This window comes from Rhizobium johnstonii 3841, from assembly GCF_000009265.1.
In the GTDB taxonomy this organism is placed as follows: Bacteria; Pseudomonadota; Alphaproteobacteria; order Rhizobiales; family Rhizobiaceae; genus Rhizobium; species Rhizobium acaciae.
Genome location: NC_008380.1, coordinates 3,650,236 through 3,666,140, shown reverse-complemented (window position 1 = coordinate 3,666,140; position 15,905 = coordinate 3,650,236). Strand labels below are relative to the sequence as shown.

16 protein-coding genes are annotated in these 15,905 nt (G+C 60.8%); 9 read left to right on the top strand and 7 right to left on the bottom strand.

The window, feature by feature from the left end:
• Positions 1-2: 2 nt before the first annotated feature.
• Together RL_RS17980 and RL_RS17975 are read right to left on the bottom strand one after the other, a co-directional pair.
• The gene (locus RL_RS17980) at positions 3-1,649 is read right to left on the bottom strand and encodes a Na/Pi cotransporter family protein (RefSeq protein ID WP_011652969.1); all 1,647 of its coding nucleotides are present in this window, start codon (positions 1,647-1,649) and stop codon (positions 3-5) included.
• 215 nt (positions 1,650-1,864) lie between these two features.
• Positions 1,865-2,326, bottom strand: coding sequence for a tRNA (cytidine(34)-2'-O)-methyltransferase (locus tag RL_RS17975; protein WP_011652968.1), 462 nt, complete (start codon positions 2,324-2,326; stop codon positions 1,865-1,867).
• A 385-nt stretch (positions 2,327-2,711) separates the two neighbouring features.
• Between RL_RS17975 and RL_RS17970 the strand changes: the two genes are divergently transcribed.
• A complete protein-coding gene (locus tag RL_RS17970; RefSeq protein ID WP_011652967.1) occupies positions 2,712-4,568 on the top strand; it encodes an ABC transporter ATP-binding protein in 1,857 nt (618 codons plus the stop codon).
• Between the two features lie 112 nt (positions 4,569-4,680).
• Here the strand turns inward: RL_RS17970 and RL_RS17965 are convergent, their stop codons facing one another.
• Positions 4,681-4,911 (bottom strand): CopG family ribbon-helix-helix protein, encoded by a 231-nt coding sequence (locus RL_RS17965; protein ID WP_028740742.1) that lies wholly within the window; start codon positions 4,909-4,911, stop codon positions 4,681-4,683.
• 162 nt (positions 4,912-5,073) lie between these two features.
• Here RL_RS17965 and RL_RS17960 point away from each other — a divergent pair, with 162 nt between their 5' ends.
• Complete coding sequence (locus RL_RS17960) at positions 5,074-6,987, top strand: ABC transporter ATP-binding protein (RefSeq protein ID WP_011652965.1); 1,914 nt, start codon at positions 5,074-5,076, stop codon at positions 6,985-6,987.
• Here the strand turns inward: RL_RS17960 and RL_RS17955 are convergent.
• Complete coding sequence (locus tag RL_RS17955) at positions 6,943-7,875, bottom strand: endonuclease/exonuclease/phosphatase family protein (RefSeq protein ID WP_011652964.1); 933 nt, start codon at positions 7,873-7,875, stop codon at positions 6,943-6,945. The two genes, RL_RS17960 and RL_RS17955, sit on opposite strands and share 45 nt — an antisense overlap.
• Positions 7,876-8,158: 283 nt before the next feature.
• On the opposite strand from RL_RS17955, the gene petA reads away from it, so the two are divergent.
• The 4 genes from petA to RL_RS17935 all read left to right on the top strand — a co-directional run bounded on the left by petA (position 8,159) and on the right by RL_RS17935 (position 11,588).
• Entirely contained in the window at positions 8,159-8,737 is a 579-nt protein-coding gene (gene petA, locus RL_RS17950) for a ubiquinol-cytochrome c reductase iron-sulfur subunit (protein WP_003541752.1), read from the top strand.
• A 14-nt stretch (positions 8,738-8,751) separates the two neighbouring features.
• Positions 8,752-10,020 (top strand): cytochrome b, encoded by a 1,269-nt coding sequence (locus tag RL_RS17945; RefSeq protein ID WP_011652962.1) that lies wholly within the window; start codon positions 8,752-8,754, stop codon positions 10,018-10,020.
• A 25-nt stretch (positions 10,021-10,045) separates the two neighbouring features.
• Complete coding sequence (locus RL_RS17940; protein WP_011652961.1) at positions 10,046-10,930, top strand: cytochrome c1; 885 nt, start codon at positions 10,046-10,048, stop codon at positions 10,928-10,930.
• Between the two features lie 115 nt (positions 10,931-11,045).
• Positions 11,046-11,588 carry an adenine phosphoribosyltransferase gene (locus RL_RS17935; RefSeq protein ID WP_011652960.1) on the top strand — a complete coding sequence of 181 codons (543 nt, stop codon included), beginning with the start codon at positions 11,046-11,048 and terminating at the stop codon, positions 11,586-11,588.
• Between the two features lie 24 nt (positions 11,589-11,612).
• Here the strand turns inward: RL_RS17935 and RL_RS17930 are convergent, their stop codons facing one another.
• Positions 11,613-12,080: a MaoC family dehydratase gene (locus RL_RS17930; protein ID WP_011652959.1), complete on the bottom strand. Its 468-nt coding sequence runs from the start codon at positions 12,078-12,080 to the stop codon at positions 11,613-11,615.
• 16 nt (positions 12,081-12,096) lie between these two features.
• On the bottom strand, positions 12,097-12,588 hold the full coding sequence (locus tag RL_RS17925) for a MaoC family dehydratase (RefSeq protein ID WP_011652958.1): 492 nt from the start codon (positions 12,586-12,588) through the stop codon (positions 12,097-12,099).
• Positions 12,589-12,669: 81 nt separating this feature from the next.
• Here RL_RS17925 and RL_RS17920 point away from each other — a divergent pair, with 81 nt between their 5' ends.
• Positions 12,670-13,782 (top strand): hypothetical protein, encoded by a 1,113-nt coding sequence (locus tag RL_RS17920; RefSeq protein ID WP_011652957.1) that lies wholly within the window; start codon positions 12,670-12,672, stop codon positions 13,780-13,782.
• Positions 13,783-13,950: 168 nt separating this feature from the next.
• On the opposite strand, the gene ychF is transcribed toward RL_RS17920, so the two are convergent.
• Positions 13,951-15,054 carry a redox-regulated ATPase YchF gene (ychF, locus tag RL_RS17915; RefSeq protein WP_041936410.1) on the bottom strand — a complete coding sequence of 368 codons (1,104 nt, stop codon included), beginning with the start codon at positions 15,052-15,054 and terminating at the stop codon, positions 13,951-13,953.
• Between the two features lie 153 nt (positions 15,055-15,207).
• On the opposite strand from ychF, the gene RL_RS17910 reads away from it, so the two are divergent.
• Positions 15,208-15,486 carry an AbrB/MazE/SpoVT family DNA-binding domain-containing protein gene (locus tag RL_RS17910; RefSeq protein ID WP_011652955.1) on the top strand — a complete coding sequence of 93 codons (279 nt, stop codon included), beginning with the start codon at positions 15,208-15,210 and terminating at the stop codon, positions 15,484-15,486.
• On the top strand, positions 15,476-15,874 hold the full coding sequence (locus tag RL_RS17905; protein WP_011652954.1) for a type II toxin-antitoxin system VapC family toxin: 399 nt from the start codon (positions 15,476-15,478) through the stop codon (positions 15,872-15,874). The genes RL_RS17910 and RL_RS17905 overlap by 11 nt, the downstream gene beginning before the upstream one ends.
• Positions 15,875-15,905 lie beyond the last annotated feature (31 nt).

Genomic DNA, 15,905 nt, shown 5'->3' with positions numbered 1-15,905 from the left:
GGTCATTTTGCAGTCGCCCGCACGCGGCTTTCGATCAGCAGGCCGCTTTCATCCATGATCGGATGTGCCACCGAGACGATGTGGGCGTTGATGCGCTTCAAGTCGCGCAGCATGTCGAGATGCAGCGAACTCGTCTGCAGGCTGTCGGCTCGGCCATCACGCAGGCGTTCGAGGTGGCGCTCCGCTGATTGCTTTTCCATCCGGCGCACCTCGACCTTCACCTCCATCATCTGGCGCGCCAGATTGAAATCGCGGGTGACGAAGATCGTCTGGGCGACGCGCAGATTGTCGATGGTCAGGTCGAACAGCTTGCGTAGTTCCTGATGACCGTCCTCGGAAAATTTCAGGCCGAGGGAGATCTTTTTCGCCACCTGCTCCAGCAAGCCCTTCTCGATGATATCGCCCATATGTTCGAGGTTGATCGCATAATCGATGACGACGATCGAGCGGCGGGCGTTCTCATCGCTGAGACCCTCGCGGCCAAGCTTCGAGAGATAGACTTTCACCGCCTGCTGCAGCCGGTCGACGCGGTCTTCGAGGGCGGATATCTCGGCAAGCTTCGATGCGTCGTTACGCTCGAACGCTTCGGAGACGCGGATCAGCATGCGCTCGATGAGGTCGCCGACGCCGAGCACTTCGCGGGTGGCGCTGGCAAGGGCAACGACCGGCGTCGAAAGCTCCTGTGCATCCAGATATTTCGGCGCGTTATCGGGTTCTGCCTGATCAGGCACCAGCCGGGCCATCAGGGCGGCGAGCGGCCGGGAGAATGGCCAGGCCAGCGCCGCCAGCAGAAGGTTGAAGGCAAGATGCGCATCGACCGGCAGCTTGGCGGGACCGAAGGGCAGCATTTGGATGAGTTCCGCGCCATATCCCGCCAGCGGCAGGGCGATGAGGCAGCCGAGCGTGCGGACGGCGAGATTGCCGAGGGTGACGCGCCGCGCCGAAACCGGCCCGGACAATGTCGCGACGACAGGCGGTATCGCACCACCGAGATTGGCGCCGAGCACGAGCACGATGACAAGTTCGGCGGAGACCATGCCGGCCGACGCGAGCGACAGGATGAGCACCACCACCGCAAGGCTCGACGAGGACGCGAAGGCAAGTGCTGCCGAGACGATCATGGCCACGGGCAGGGCGCCGTCCAGCAGGCCGATGAAGGCGGCAAGGGCGGGAGAGGCGCGCATCGGTTCCGTCGCAAGGCCAAGGAGGTGCAGCGACAACAACATCAGCCCGATGCCGATCAGCGCTGTGCCGCCGCCCTGGCTGGCGCTGGAACGGCCACGGCAAAGCACGATGCCGACAAGGATCAGAAGCGGAGAGAGCCATTCGATGCCCGTTGCCACGATCCAGGCGGTGATTGCCGTGCCGACATTGGCGCCGAGCAGGACGATCTGCGCCATGCGCGGCTTGATCAGGTCACGCTCGACGAAGGAGGCGGTCATCAGCGCCGTGGCCGTCGAGCTCTGCAGCGCGATGGTTGCGACGAGGCCTGACAGGAAAGAACGAAGGCTGCCGCGCGTGCCGGTCGCCAGACCTGTTCTCAGGCGGGCGCCGAAGGCCCTGGACACGCCATCCTTTACCTGTGCGAGGCCGAACAGCAGCAGAGCCACGGCGCCGAACAGGTTGATCATGATGATTGTAGAGTCCATTTTATTGTTTTTATTCTTCTTTCACAGATCTGGAGAAATGCGGTTTTCCTCACATAGCCATTCCAACTTGTTGGAATCATGGAGGCCAATACTGAATTTTTGATTGCCGGCTAATAAATATACGCCGGTTTGACGGATAGACAACGCTATTTTGCGACATATTCGGGAGCGGATCGGCAATTCCGCGGGCTTTGCTCCGCCAGCGCTGGCGTCAGTCAGGCCCAGACAGTTTGGCGCATCGCCTCGCCGACGATCATCGCGGCCGAGACGGCGACGTTGATCGAGCGCTGGCCTTCGACCATCGGGATCAGCACGCGCGCATCGGCTGTTTCATGCACCTGATCCGGCACGCCGGCGCTTTCGCGACCGAAGAGCAGGACGTCGTCCGGGCGGAAGGAAAGATCGGTGTAGCGCTCCGCAGCCTTGGTCGAGGCGAGGATCAGGCGGCGGCCGGTGGTCAGACGCCATGCCTCGAAGCGGTCCCAGCTGACATGGCGGGTGAGGGCGGCGGCGGCGATATAGTCCATGCCGGCTCGTTTCAGGTTGCGGTCGGAGATGTCGAAGCCGGCGGGCTCGATCAGATCGACCGCGAAGCCAAGGCAGGCGGCAAGACGCAGGATGGTGCCGGTATTGCCGGGAATATCCGGCTGATAGAGTGCCAGTCTGAGTGAAGTCATGATGCACCTCTTCCCGCTTTCGCCGCTAGAGGCCTAATGCAACTGTGATTTCGGCGCAACAGGGCGCGTTTTGACCAGAAAAGATGAAATTTTTGGCAGAACAGGGCTGGAAAATTCCTCGTTTTCGCGTTATCGGTGTATATCTTTAATCGCCAGCAAGGAGCGCCAGAATGAATATTTTGCTGTATGTGCGCCTCCCGGCCATGATGCCAAGCAGTGCGATTTTCCGCCGATAGTGCGGGTTTCTTCCCTGAATTTCCTTTTTTGATCCATTGTGCGGCTGTCTCAGCCTCGCCCCTTGAACGTTCGGTTCCCATATGTGCTTGCATAGCGCTGGGATGGCGCGAAGCCGGGAGCCGGAACGCTGACGTTTCGGAGCAATTTCATGTTTGGCTGGTTCGAACAGCGACTCAATCCCTTTCCAAGCGAGGACCCTGTCGCCCCGCCGAAAGGTCTCTTTGCCTTTTGCTGGCATTACAGCAAGCCGGCTGCGCCCTGGCTCGGCCTGATGGCCGTGCTGACCGCGCTGATCGCTATCGGCGAAGTGGCGCTCTTCCAGTTCCTCGGCGACATCGTCGACTGGCTGACCAATGCCGACCGCGCCACATTCCTGGAGAGAGAAGGCCACAAGCTTTTCTGGATGGCGGCGCTGGTGCTGATCGGCCTGCCTGTCGTAGCCGGGCTCGATTCGCTCATCATGCATCAGATGATGCTCGGCAATTATCCTATGATTGCACGCTGGCAGATGCACCGCTTCCTGCTGCGCCACAGCATGTCGTTCTTCGCCAACGAATTTGCCGGGCGTGTCGCCACCAAGGTGATGCAGACCTCGCTTGCCGTACGCGAAACGGTGATGAAGATCCTCGACGTCTTCGTCTATGTCGTCACCTACTTCCTGACGATGATCATCGTGATTGCGGCGGCGGACTGGCGGCTGATGATCCCGATCCTCGTCTGGCTCGCGGTCTATATCAGCATCGTCGCCTATTTCGTGCCGCGGCTTCGCAAGATCGCGGCGGCGCAGGCGGATGCGCGTTCGATGATGACGGGCCGCGTGGTCGACAGCTATACGAATATCGCGACGGTCAAGCTGTTTTCGCATGCGGGCCGCGAGGAGGTCTATGCCAAGGAGGGCATGGACGAGTTCCTGCAGACCGTGCACAAGCAGATGCGCAAGGTGACGCTCTTCCACATCTTCGTCTACGTGAACAACTGCGTTGCGCTCTTTGTCATCTCGGGCCTGTCGATCTGGTTCTGGCTGAACGGGGCGATCTCGGTCGGCGCGATCGCCATCGCTATCGGTCTCGCCATGCGCGTCAACGGCATGTCGCAATGGATCATGTGGGAAGTCTCGGCGCTGTTCGAGAATATCGGCACGGTCTATGACGGCATGGAGATGATGAGCAAACAGCACGACATCGTCGACAAGCCGGGCGCACCCACCCTGACGGCGAAGAAGGGCGCGATCCACTACGACCGCATCCGCTTCCACTACGGCAAGAGCAAGGGCGTCATCGACAACCTGTCGCTTGACATCAAGGCAGGCGAGAAGGTCGGTCTGGTCGGCCGTTCCGGTGCCGGCAAGACGACGCTGATGAACCTGCTGCTGCGCTTTTACGATCTGGAGGCTGGCCGCATCACCATCGACGGGCAGGATATCGCCGGTGTCTCGCAGGAAAGCCTGCGTTCGCTGATCGGCGTGGTGACGCAGGACACCTCGCTGCTGCATCGCTCGATCCGCGACAACATCGCCTATGGTCGCCCCGATGCAACGGACGCCGAGGTGATCGAGGCCGCCAAACGCGCCAATGCCTGGGAGTTCATCGAAGGTCTCGTCGACTTGCAGGGCCGCGCGGGGCTCGACGCGCAGGTCGGCGAACGCGGCGTCAAGCTCTCCGGCGGCCAGCGGCAGCGCGTCGCGATCGCCCGCGTCTTCCTGAAGGACGCGCCGATCCTGGTGCTCGACGAGGCGACTTCGGCGCTCGATTCGGAAGTCGAGGCGGCGATCCAGGAAAACCTCTTCGCCTTGATGGAGGGCAAGACGGTGATCGCCATCGCCCACCGCCTGTCGACCCTGACGGAGATGGACCGGCTGATCGTGCTCGACAAGGGCCGGATCATCGAGGCCGGCTCGCACAGCGAACTGATCGAAGCAGGCGGTATCTATGCCGACCTCTGGAACCGCCAGTCCGGCGGCTTCCTCTCCGATCACGCCGACGAAGCGGAAGTGGCGGCGGAATAAGATGAATGAGGCCCTCCCTGCGAAAGCGGAGAGGGCCTCTTTCAATTCTTAGGATGGCTATAAGCTTGCCTGACGGTTGCTGAAGGCCTGACTGCGTTTGCCTCTTATCCGTTCAAAGACTGTCGGCCCAGTCGATCACGCGGTGATGCTCGACGACGACCATGGTGTTGGCGGCGGCGATCGTGCGCAGCGCGACGAGGCGGCGGTGCTCCTCCTGATCGATCCAGGTGGCAATGGCCTCCGCGACGATCTCGTCGCGCGGCAACCCCAGGGCGAATGCCAGGGCATCCAGCCTTTCTGCAAGCGGAAGCGGAATATGCGCATCGAGCATTTTCGTTTCCATGGAAGTGGTCTCCGGTAAAGCGCGATCGTAACGTGAGATTGTGACCGGTTCGGGGGCATTCAATGGGTATGCCGCCGATGTTACCGATAATTACCAAAATATAACATTCTGTCCGCTTTTCATTCCCTTTGCCGGTCCCGCTAATCCGCCTATATCGCTTCTATGTTGCTGAACCCCATCCTCCGCCGGTTCGAAACCTGGATCGATCCGTTCCGCCCACGCGCCAATCTCCAGCCGCCGCGTTCGACGCTCGGCTTCATATGGTTCTATATCGGCCAGGCGAGGATGCCGTTCATCGCCATGCTCGTTCTCGGCGGCACGTCGGCGGCGATCGAGGCAGCGCTCTTCTGGTTCGTCGGGCGGCTCGTCGATATCCTCGGCAGCATCACGCCGGGTGCCGGCTGGAGCGGTCTTCTCGCTGCCCATGGCGGCGAGCTGTTCGGCATGCTCGCCCTCATCGGGCTGGTGCGCTTCGTCATCGCCTTCCTGATCGCGCTCGTCGACCAGCAGGTGATCACGCCGGGCTTCTACAATCTCGCACGCTGGCAATCCTATCTCCACGTCTCCAGGCAGTCATTGTCGTTCTTCCAGAGCGATTTTTCCGGACGCATCGTTACCAAGGTCTGGTCGGCCGGGCAGGCCACCGGCGACCTCGTCACCTCGCTGATGGAAAGCGTCTGGTTCGTCGGCATCTATGCCGCCACCACGCTCGTGCTCGTCGCCCGGTTGGACTTTTCCCTTGCCGCCGTCGTGCTGTTCTGGCTTGGCGCCTTCAGCCTGCTTGCCCGTCACTTCGTCCCGCGGATCCGCCATCATTCCCGCGAAACGGCGGAAGCCGGATCGATGCTGAACGGCAGGATGGTCGACTCCTACAGCAACATGCAGACGCTGAAGCTGTTTGCACGCGACGAGGAGAGCGACCGCTACATGCGGCAGGGCTTCGATATCTATCAGGATACGGTGCTGCGCTTCACGCGTTTCATCACCGGCGTCAGAGCCTCGATGGCGCTGCTCTCCGGCCTGATGATCGTGACGATGGCGGGGTTGAGCGTCGATCTCTGGCTGCGCGGCCTGGTCAGCTCCGGTGCCGTGGCATTCTCCCTGGCACTGGTGCTCAGGCTGAATTTTCTGCTGGGACGGCTGATGACGCAGTTCAACGGCATCATGCGCAATCTCGGCACCATCCAGAACGCCGCCGAGCTGATCTCGCAGCCTCTGGGGCTCGTCGATCGGGCTGATGCGAAGACCCTGGTGATCCGGCAGCCCGGTGTCCGCTTCGACAATGTTTCGTTCCGCTACGGCAAGGACCACCAGCCGGTCGTCGAGAATTTCTCGCTAACCATCCGCCCTGGCGAAAAGGTCGGAATCGTCGGCCGTTCGGGCGCCGGGAAATCGACGCTGATGAACCTGCTATTGCGCCTCTACGATATTCAGGACGGCCGCATTCTCATCGACGGCCAGGATATCGCAGCCGTGACGCAGGAATCCCTCAGGATGCAGATCGGCGTCGTCAGTCAGGACACCTCGCTGCTGCATCGTTCGGTGCGCGACAATATCCTGTTCGGGCGGCCCGATGCCGGCGAGGAGGGGCTGGTCGAGGCGGCCAGGCGCGCCGAAGCCATCGATTTCATTGCCCGCCTGCAGGATCAGCAGGGTCGCAGAGGTTTCGATGCGCATGTCGGCGAACGCGGAGTCAAACTGTCCGGCGGGCAGCGGCAGCGCATCGCGATTGCCCGCGTCATGCTGAAGGACGCGCCGATCCTCGTTCTCGACGAAGCGACATCGGCACTCGATTCTGAAGTGGAAGAAGCTATCCAGTCCAATCTCCATCAGATCATGGAAGGAAAGACGGTGCTTGCGATCGCCCATCGGCTGTCGACGATCGCCGCGCTCGACCGGCTGATCGTCGTCGATCTCGGACGGATCATCGAGGAAGGCAGCCATGACGAATTGCTTCGCCACGGCGGGCTTTATGCCGAACTTTGGGCGCGCCAGTCCGGCGGATTCCTTGCTACGGATGCTGATGCGGGCTCAAGGGTCGACGACGAATTCCGCCATGAGGCCAAAATGATTTGATCCGAAGCCGTTCTCGATGCGGCGGACCGATTTCAGCCGCAGCGGCGCCCGGGTAAAGATATGATCGATCGGAATACCGAAGGCGCCGGCGCGGATCGGCCATGTCGCGGGTTCCAGCGATGCCGTGCCCAAGCCTTGAGTGCGCATGAGATACTGCACGTCGGGCGCGAGAATCGATGTATTGAAATCACCGGCGAGAACGAGCGGTCCCGAAAGGGTAGGGATAACCTCCGCGAGATCCCAGACCTCCAGGCCGTGGAATTCGTCGTAGTAAGGTTTGGTCAGGTGCGCGGCGAGGAAATTGACCTTCTGGCCATCGAAATCGATCGTCGAGATCGTCAGCCGGTTGCGCCAGAGCAGGCCGAGATTGCGGATGCGGGGTTCGATCAGCGGACGCTTCGACAGCACCAGCGTATCGCATTGCTCCATGCCGACGCCGCAGCCGATATAATAGGGATAGGTCTTCAACAATCGCGGCAGTTCCGACAGCAGCGGTTCTGCCTCCAGGATGTTGACGACGTCGGCGCCTGAGGCGATGACCATGTCGGCGATGTCAGGGCCGTTTGCGAAATTATCATTTTCGATATTGAAGGACATCAGCCTGAACAGGGCCGGGCGGCTCTCCTCGACTGATGGTTCGACGAATTCGCGCATCATCACGATGCCATGGACTGCAAGAAGCACCGATATCGCGAGGGTCAGCAGGCCATACCAGTGCCGCTTGACGAGAAGGGCAGCGACCGAGGCCACCGCGCCGGCTGCCGCCAGATGAACCTGGAAGCTGTAAAAGAAGGACAGCAAATAGAAATCGGTGATGTATCGCAGGGAGATAGTGGCGAGAACGAGCGTCGTGAGAACGCTGAATACGCAAAAAATCGTGTCTCTCATCCGCTCCGGTCCGGCTCACTGGCATGGCTTGGACTGCGCCTATCACGAGGGCAATTTTGTTGCAATGCAACATAATGGCAAGCGCGTGTTTGCCTTAAAAAATTCATCCGAAATTTCCCGCGACATTGTGCCCTCATCCCCTTGCCAAGGCTGGACATAATTTGCGATCAAGCATAGAACGCGCCGGATTGCTGGGGAATCTATGGCCGAATTGTGTCTAGAGAGATTCGCCGGTAGAGGGGTAGGGCGGAATTCCGCGAAAATTGCGCAGAGGATGTTAGCCGTGAGCGAACACGAAACGACAAGCGAGGGCACGGGCGAACCCACTCGCCGTGATTTCCTTTATCTCACCACTGGTATGGCAGGCGCCGTCGGCGCCGTCGCGGTCGCTTGGCCGTTCATCGATCAGATGCGTCCTGACGCTTCGACGCTTGCTCTCGCCTCCATCGAAGTCGACGTTGCCAGCCTCGAGCCCGGCATGTCGCTGACAGTCAAGTGGCGCGGCAAACCGATCTTCATCCGCAATCGCACGCCTGAGGAAGTGGAAGCGGCAAACGCCGTCCAGCTTGCTGATCTGAAGGACCCGATCGCGCGCAATGCAAACCTTCCTGTCGACGCTCAGGCAACGGGTGTTGACCGTTCGGGCGGCAAGGGCAAGGAAAACTGGATCGTCATGATCGGCACCTGCACGCATCTCGGCTGCGTGCCGCTCGGCCAGGCCGGCGAATACAATGGTTGGTTCTGTCCCTGCCATGGCTCGGTCTACGACACGGCCGGCCGCATTCGCAAAGGTCCTGCGCCCGAGAACCTGGCGATCCCGACCTTTTCATTTGTGTCCGATACCAAAATCAAGATCGGTTGAGGGGAGACTGATATATGAGTGGCCATTCCAGCTACGAGCCATCAACCGGCCTCGAGAAATGGGTCGATGCGCGCCTTCCGCTGCCGCGCATGGTCTATGACAGCTTCATCGCCTACCCGGTTCCACGTAACCTGAACTATGCCTATACCTTCGGCGCCATGCTCGCCGTCATGTTGGTGGTGCAGATCCTGACGGGCGTCACGCTCGCCATGCATTACGCCGCTGAATCGTCGGTCGCCTTCAACTCCGTTGAAAAGATCATGCGCGACGTCAACCAGGGCTGGCTGCTGCGCTATATGCATGCCAACGGCGCATCCTTCTTCTTCGTCGCGGTCTACCTGCACATTGCCCGCGGCCTCTACTACGGCTCCTACAAGGCGCCGCGAGAAATTCTCTGGATTCTCGGTGTGGTCATTTATCTCCTGATGATGGCGACCGGCTTCATGGGTTACGTTCTGCCCTGGGGCCAGATGTCCTTCTGGGGTGCGACCGTCATCACCGGCTTCTTCTCGGCTTTTCCCCTGATTGGCGAATGGTTGCAGCAGTTCCTACTCGGCGGCTTTGCTGTCGAACAGCCGACGCTGAACCGCTTTTTCTCGCTGCATTACCTGCTGCCCTTCATGATCGCCGGCGTCGTCGTCCTGCACATCTGGGCGCTGCACGTCGTCGGCCAGACGAACCCGACGGGCGTCGAGGTCAAGACGAAGACGGACACGGTGCGCTTCACGCCCTATGCGACGATGAAGGACGCTCTTGGCGTCTCAATCTTCCTGCTTGTTTATGCCTATTTCGTCTTCTATCTGCCGAATTTCCTCGGCCACGCCGACAACTACATCCCGGCCGACCCGTTGAAGACGCCGGCCCACATCGTTCCGGAATGGTACTTCCTGCCGTTCTACGCGATGCTGCGTTCGATCACCTTCAACGTCGGCCCGATCGACTCCAAGCTCGGCGGCGTGCTCGTGATGTTCGGCGCGATCATCGTGCTGTTCTTCCTGCCCTGGCTCGATACCTCAAAGGTCCGTTCCGCCGTCTACCGCCCCTGGTACAAGCTGTTCTACTGGTTGTTCGTGATCAACGCGATCATCCTCGGCTGGCTCGGCTCGCAGCCGGCGGAAGGCTTGTTCACCACGATCTCGCAGATCTGCACACTCCTCTACTTCGCTTTCTTCCTGGTCGCGATGCCGGTTCTCGGCTTGGTGGAAACACCGCGCCGCATCCCGAACTCGATCACCGAAGCGGTGCTCGAAAAGCGCAACAAGACCGCAGCGGTCAAGGCATAAGCGAGCGACGGAAGGGAATAGAAATATGAAAACGCTTGTTACAAGCATTCTCTCGTTCGCATTCGCCGCCGGTCTCGGCAGTGCGGTGCTGGCCCAGGAGGCGGCGCCCGCCAACGGTGCAGCTCCGGCCCATCACGCGGAAAGTGAGACGCCGCATTATCCGCTGAAGCATCCTAAGGAGGAGGAATGGTCTTTCGCCGGTCCGTTCGGCCATTACGACAAGGGCCAGCTCCAGCGCGGCCTCAAGGTCTACACGGAAGTCTGTGCAGCCTGTCATTCGATGAAGCTCGTGCCTTTCCGCACGCTCGACGAACTCGGCTATTCCGAGGCGCAGGTGAAGGCCTTCGCCGCGAATTACGAGGTCCAGGACGGTCCCGACGCCAGCGGCGAGATGTTTACCCGCAAGGCGGTTCCTTCCGATTACTTCCCGTCGCCTTTCCCCAATGCTGAAGCCGCGGCTGCTTCCAACAATGGCGCGGCTCCGCCCGATTTTTCGCTGATCGCCAAAGCCCGCTCAGTCGAGCGCGGCTTTCCGCAGTTCGTTTTCGACATCTTCACGCAGTATCAGGAAGGTGGCCCGGACTATATCCACGCGTTGCTGACCGGCTATGAAGAGCCGCCGGCCGGTTTCCACGTGCCGCAGGGGGGACATTATAACCCTTACTTCAACGCTGCCGCCGTCCTCGCCATGCCGAAGCCGCTCTCCGACGGCCAGGTGACCTATGACGACGGCGCGCCGGCGACGGTCGACCAGTATTCAAGGGATGTCTCCGCCTTCCTGATGTGGGCCGCCGAGCCGCATCTAGAGGAGCGCAAGCGCACCGGCTTCATGGTCATGATCTTCCTGGCGATCTTCACGGTGCTGATCTACCTGACGAAGCGCTCGATCTACGCCAATAAGGAACATTGAGCGGTCCGCCGCCGGATTTCGAAAGGCGGCCTACGGGCCGCCTTTTTTGTTGGTTCCGCCCCTGGCAATTGATAAGGTCCGGCCAGTTTCATGCGTTCGCAGATATGGATTTTCCATGAACAATACGATTTCGGAGCTCGCAGCCAGCATCCGCTCCATTCCCGACTATCCCAAGCCGGGCATCATCTTCCGCGACATCACCACGCTGCTCGGCAACCCTCGGGCTTTCCGCCGGGCGGTCGACGAACTCGTGCAGCCCTATGCCGGCACGAAGATCGACAAGATCGCCGGCATGGAGGCGCGCGGCTTCATCCTCGGCGGCGCGGTGGCGCACCAGCTTTCTTCAGGCTTCGTACCGATCCGCAAGAAAGGCAAGCTGCCGCACGAGACCGTGCGCATCGCCTACAGCCTGGAATATGGCGTCGACGAGATGGAGATGCATCGCGATGCTGTCCAGCCCGGCGAGAAGGTGATCCTGGTCGACGACCTAATCGCCACCGGCGGCACGGCGGTCGGCGCGACGAGGCTATTGCGCCAGATCGGTGCGGAAGTGGTCGGCGCCTGTTTCGTCATCGACCTGCCGGATCTTGGCGGCCGCAGGAAGCTGGAAGAACTCGGCGTCGTCGTGCACACGCTGGTCGAATTCTCCGGCCACTGAGCCCTCGTCCTCCTGCCCGCAGCGTCAGCCGAATTCGAGCACGCTGCTTTCAAAGCGGATAACGGCATGGCCGTTTTGATTGACGCCCTCGCAGAGGATGGTGTTGAGGTGCCATCCCGGCCGCGACGCGAGCGCCCGGCTGGAGAGGAAGGCGACGGAATAGCTGACGACGTCGCCTGCGAAGACCGGCCGCAGCCATTGCAGTTTCTGGAAACCGGGCGAGGGGCCGAGGTTCGGCGACGTCTGGCCATTTTGCGCGAGTGCGGCGCTCTGCCTTTCCCAAAAGGCGAGGAAGGTACGCATCCAGGCGGCGGTGGTGTGCCAGCCCGAGGCGCAGAGATCGCCGAAGAGCGTGTCTTTGGCGGCTTCTTTGTCGACGTGGAAACGCTGCGGATCGTAGCGCGTCGCGAAACGGACGATGTTTTCCTCGGTAAAAGTGTAGCTGCCGATCTCGGCCTTCTCGCCAACCGCGTAAAGCTCGGACATTCTCATGCTGACGCCTCCGGGCTCATGCTGACGTCTCCGGGCTTATGCCGATATCTGCGGGACGGGCGCGCAGGCCGAACATGACCGAATTCTCCGAGACGCAGACGAGTTCGCCGCGCTGGTTTTCCACCTCGTGGCGAAACTTGACGATGCCCATTCCGGGGCGCGAGCGCATCGGCCGGGCTTCAAGCACGATCGAGTGGCCGGACAGCGTGTCGCCGGCAAGCACCGGCTTTCGCCATTCCATCAGATCGACGCCCGGCGCACCCTCGCAGAGCGAATGCAGCACATAACTGTCGGCCATCATGCGCATGAACATCGAAGAAGTATGCCAGCCGGAAGCGGCAAGGCCGCCGAGAATGCTGGCGCGGCCGGCAGCCTCATCGAGATGCATCGGTTGCGGGTCGAATTCGCTTGCGAACTCAATGATTTCCTCGGTGGTCACCGGCTTCGGGCCAAGCGCGAAGCGGCGGCCGGGCTGGAAATCCTCGAAGGAAAGCTTTTCTGCCGACATTCGCTCCTCCCGCCATATGCAGCGCACAATGCTTACAATAGCATCCGCGCGGGCTCAATGATTCCGGGGAGATAAACCGGCATGACTGAACTAAGGTCGATACTCGACGAGGCCGTGCGCCAGGAGCTGATTTCGCCGGAGGCGGGCGTGCGGCTTTTGCCGTTTCTGACGGAGCGCGGGGTCGCCGTCATCGGGGGTGGGGTCGCTGAGGCACAGCCGGCAATGGCGGCGGAGGGGCAGGCGTGGTCGGATACCGAGACGCCACGCTTCGTGCGCGGTTTCCACGACGTGCTGATCACCATCGGCGTCGTGGTGGCGCTCGGCGGCCTCTGGGGGCTTGCCGCACTTTATGCCGTGCTGCCTGCGATCATCGTGCTTTCGGAAATCCTGGTGCGCCGCCAACGGCTCGCTTTGCCGGCCGTCAGCCTGACGATTGCGCTGTTCTGCTGGACATTCCTGCTGATGTCCTTCTTCTTCAAGCCGGGAACATCAGCCTTCAATGATATCGGGGCGGAGGCGACGCAGTTCGTCGCCGGCTTCCCGATCATTCTCGGCCTCTATTATGCCCGGTACCGCGTGCCGCTGTCGTTGGCGCTCTGCATCACCTCGGCCCTTGCGCTGGTGCTCACCCTGCTATTGCGCCTCATGCAATGGGCGAGCGGCGATCCGCAATTCTTCTCCAACCATCCCCTCCTGCTCGCGGTGGCCTTCCTCGTTTGCGCGCTCGGGCTGTTTGCAACGGCGCTCTATTTCGACCTCGGCGACCGGTTGCGCCGGACGACACGCTCGGACATCGCCTTCTGGCTTCACCTCGGCGCGGCACCGGCTCTGCTCTTCAGCGTAAGGCTGCTGATGTCGTTCGACGGCAATTTTCTCGATGTTGCCCAGGCGGTGTCGATCAAGACGCCCGTCATCGTTATCAGCGTGGCGGTTTTGATGCTGATCGGCCTTGTCATCGATCGGCGCGCCTTCGTCACCTCAGGCCTGCTGTCGCTCGGCTTTGCGATCTACGGCATTTTCCGGCAGGGGAGTGCGACGGTTGACACCTATATCTTCACGACGCTGATCGTCGTCGGAGCGATCGTGCTCATCATCGGAACAGGCTGGATGCCGCTGCGCCGCATCGTGCTGCGGGCGCTGCCGGCCGCCATTTCGCAAAGACTGCCGCCTGCCGTCCTGGCGGCGACGCCGTAAAACTTATGTCGCCCAATCTGCTGAGCAGTGGGCGACAAGCATTGGTCGGGACAGCAGCAGTTTCCGGTTAGAGCGGTTCAGCTTTGCATGGAAGCGCAGAACCGTTCTAACCTTTTATTTTCATGCAATTGCCGGCGAAAATCGCTTCGCGCTTTGCCTGGAATTGCTTTAGGTGTTGAAGCGGAAGTGGATGACGTCGCCGTCCTGGACGACGTATTCCTTGCCTTCGTCGCGCGCCTTGCCGGCATCCTTGGCGCCGACTTCGCCGTTGTATTTGATGTAGTCGTCATAGGCGATGGTGTTGGCGCGGATGAAGCCGCGCTCGAAATCCGAATGGATGACGCCGGCGGCCTGCGGCGCCTTGGTGCCGCGCTCGATCGTCCAGGCGCGCGTTTCCTTCGGGCCGACGGTAAAATAGGTGATGAGGTGGAGCAGCTTGTAGCCGGCGCGGATCAGCCGGTCGAGGCCCGCCTCATCAAGGTCGAGGGCGGAGAGGAATTCCTTGGCTTCCTCGTCGGGAAGCTGGGCGACCTCAGACTCGATCGCCGCCGAGATGACGACGGTTTCGGCACCCTGCTCCTTCGCCATGATGGCAACGGCATCGGTGAATTCGTTGCCGGTCGAGGCATCGCCTTCGGCGACGTTGCAGACGTAGAGCACCGGATGCGAGGTCAGAAGGTTGAGGCTCTTGAGGATGACGATTTCTTCCGCATCGAGCGTCGACAGCAGCGTGCGCACCGGCTTGCCTTCGTTGAGCAGCTTCAGCGAGCCTTCCATGATCGGCAACATCGCCACCGAATCCTTGTCCTTGCTGGTGGCGCGCTTGCGCGTCTGCTCGGTGCGGCGCTCCAGGCTTTCGAGGTCGGCAAGCATCAGCTCGGTCTCGATCGTCTCGGCATCGGCGACCGGGTTGATGCGGCCCTCGACATGAGTGATGTCGCTGTCTTCGAAGCAGCGGAGCACATGGACGATGGCATCGACCTCGCGGATATTGGCGAGGAACTGGTTGCCGAGGCCTTCACCCTTCGAGGCGCCGCGCACCAGGCCGGCGATATCGACGAAGGAGATGCGGGTCGGGATCAGTTCTTTCGACTTGGCGATGTCGGCAAGCTTGCGCATGCGCGGATCGGGAACGGCGACTTCGCCGGTATTCGGCTCGATGGTGCAGAAGGGGTAGTTTGCCGCCTGTGCCGCTGCCGTCTTGGTGAGCGCGTTGAAGAGGGTCGATTTGCCGACATTCGGCAGCCCGACGATACCGCATTTGAAGCCCATGGCTTGATCCATATCTATTGGTAACTTTGCCCTGCCTATGCGGGAATGGCCGCCCTGGGTCAAGGGTTTGCGACATGAATTGAAAAAGCTGAGGCGCTCGGCTTGAAGGTAAGGCGATTTAGCCTTACTTTTGGAGCAAAGGATACCATTAGCATGGCAACTCTGACTGTGACGGCAAAGGGGCAGGTCACCCTGAAAAAGGAGGTGCTTCAGCATCTCGGGGTCAGGCCTGGCGACAAGATCGATGTCGATCTCCTGCCTGGCGGCAAACTCGAGGTCATTGCTGTTGAGAGGCGGCCGGTCGCCGGCTCGGTGGAAAGCTTCTTCGGGAGTTTGGAGAACAAGGAGAATATTCATGCGACGCTCGAAGAGATCGATGAGGCCATAAAGGCGGGCTGGGCAGGCGAGGTCGGCGTCGACAATGATCGTTGATACGAATGTGCTCGTACGTTCGGCCGTGCATGACGATCCGAAGCAAACTGAGCGTGCAAGGACGTTCATGCGCGAGGCCGAACGCCTGTTCATTTCCAATCTGACGTTTTGCGAATTCGTCTGGGTCGCCCGCCGGGTCTACCGCAAGAGCGCTTCAGAGATATCAGCGGCCATCCGGCTGCTGATATCGGACAGGAAGGTTGTCTACGACAGAGTTGCCGTCGAAGCCGGATTATCCTTTCTCGATGCTGGCGGGGATTTCGCCGATGGCATCATCGTCTTCGAAGGTCGCAGGCTTGGCGGCGAAACATTCGTGACATTCGACAAGAAGGCTGCCGCAATCCTGGAAAAAGCCGGCCAGAATTGCCTCCTGCTCTCCGTGGAATAACACTCCGTCATTGAACTGCCGTGCTTACGGT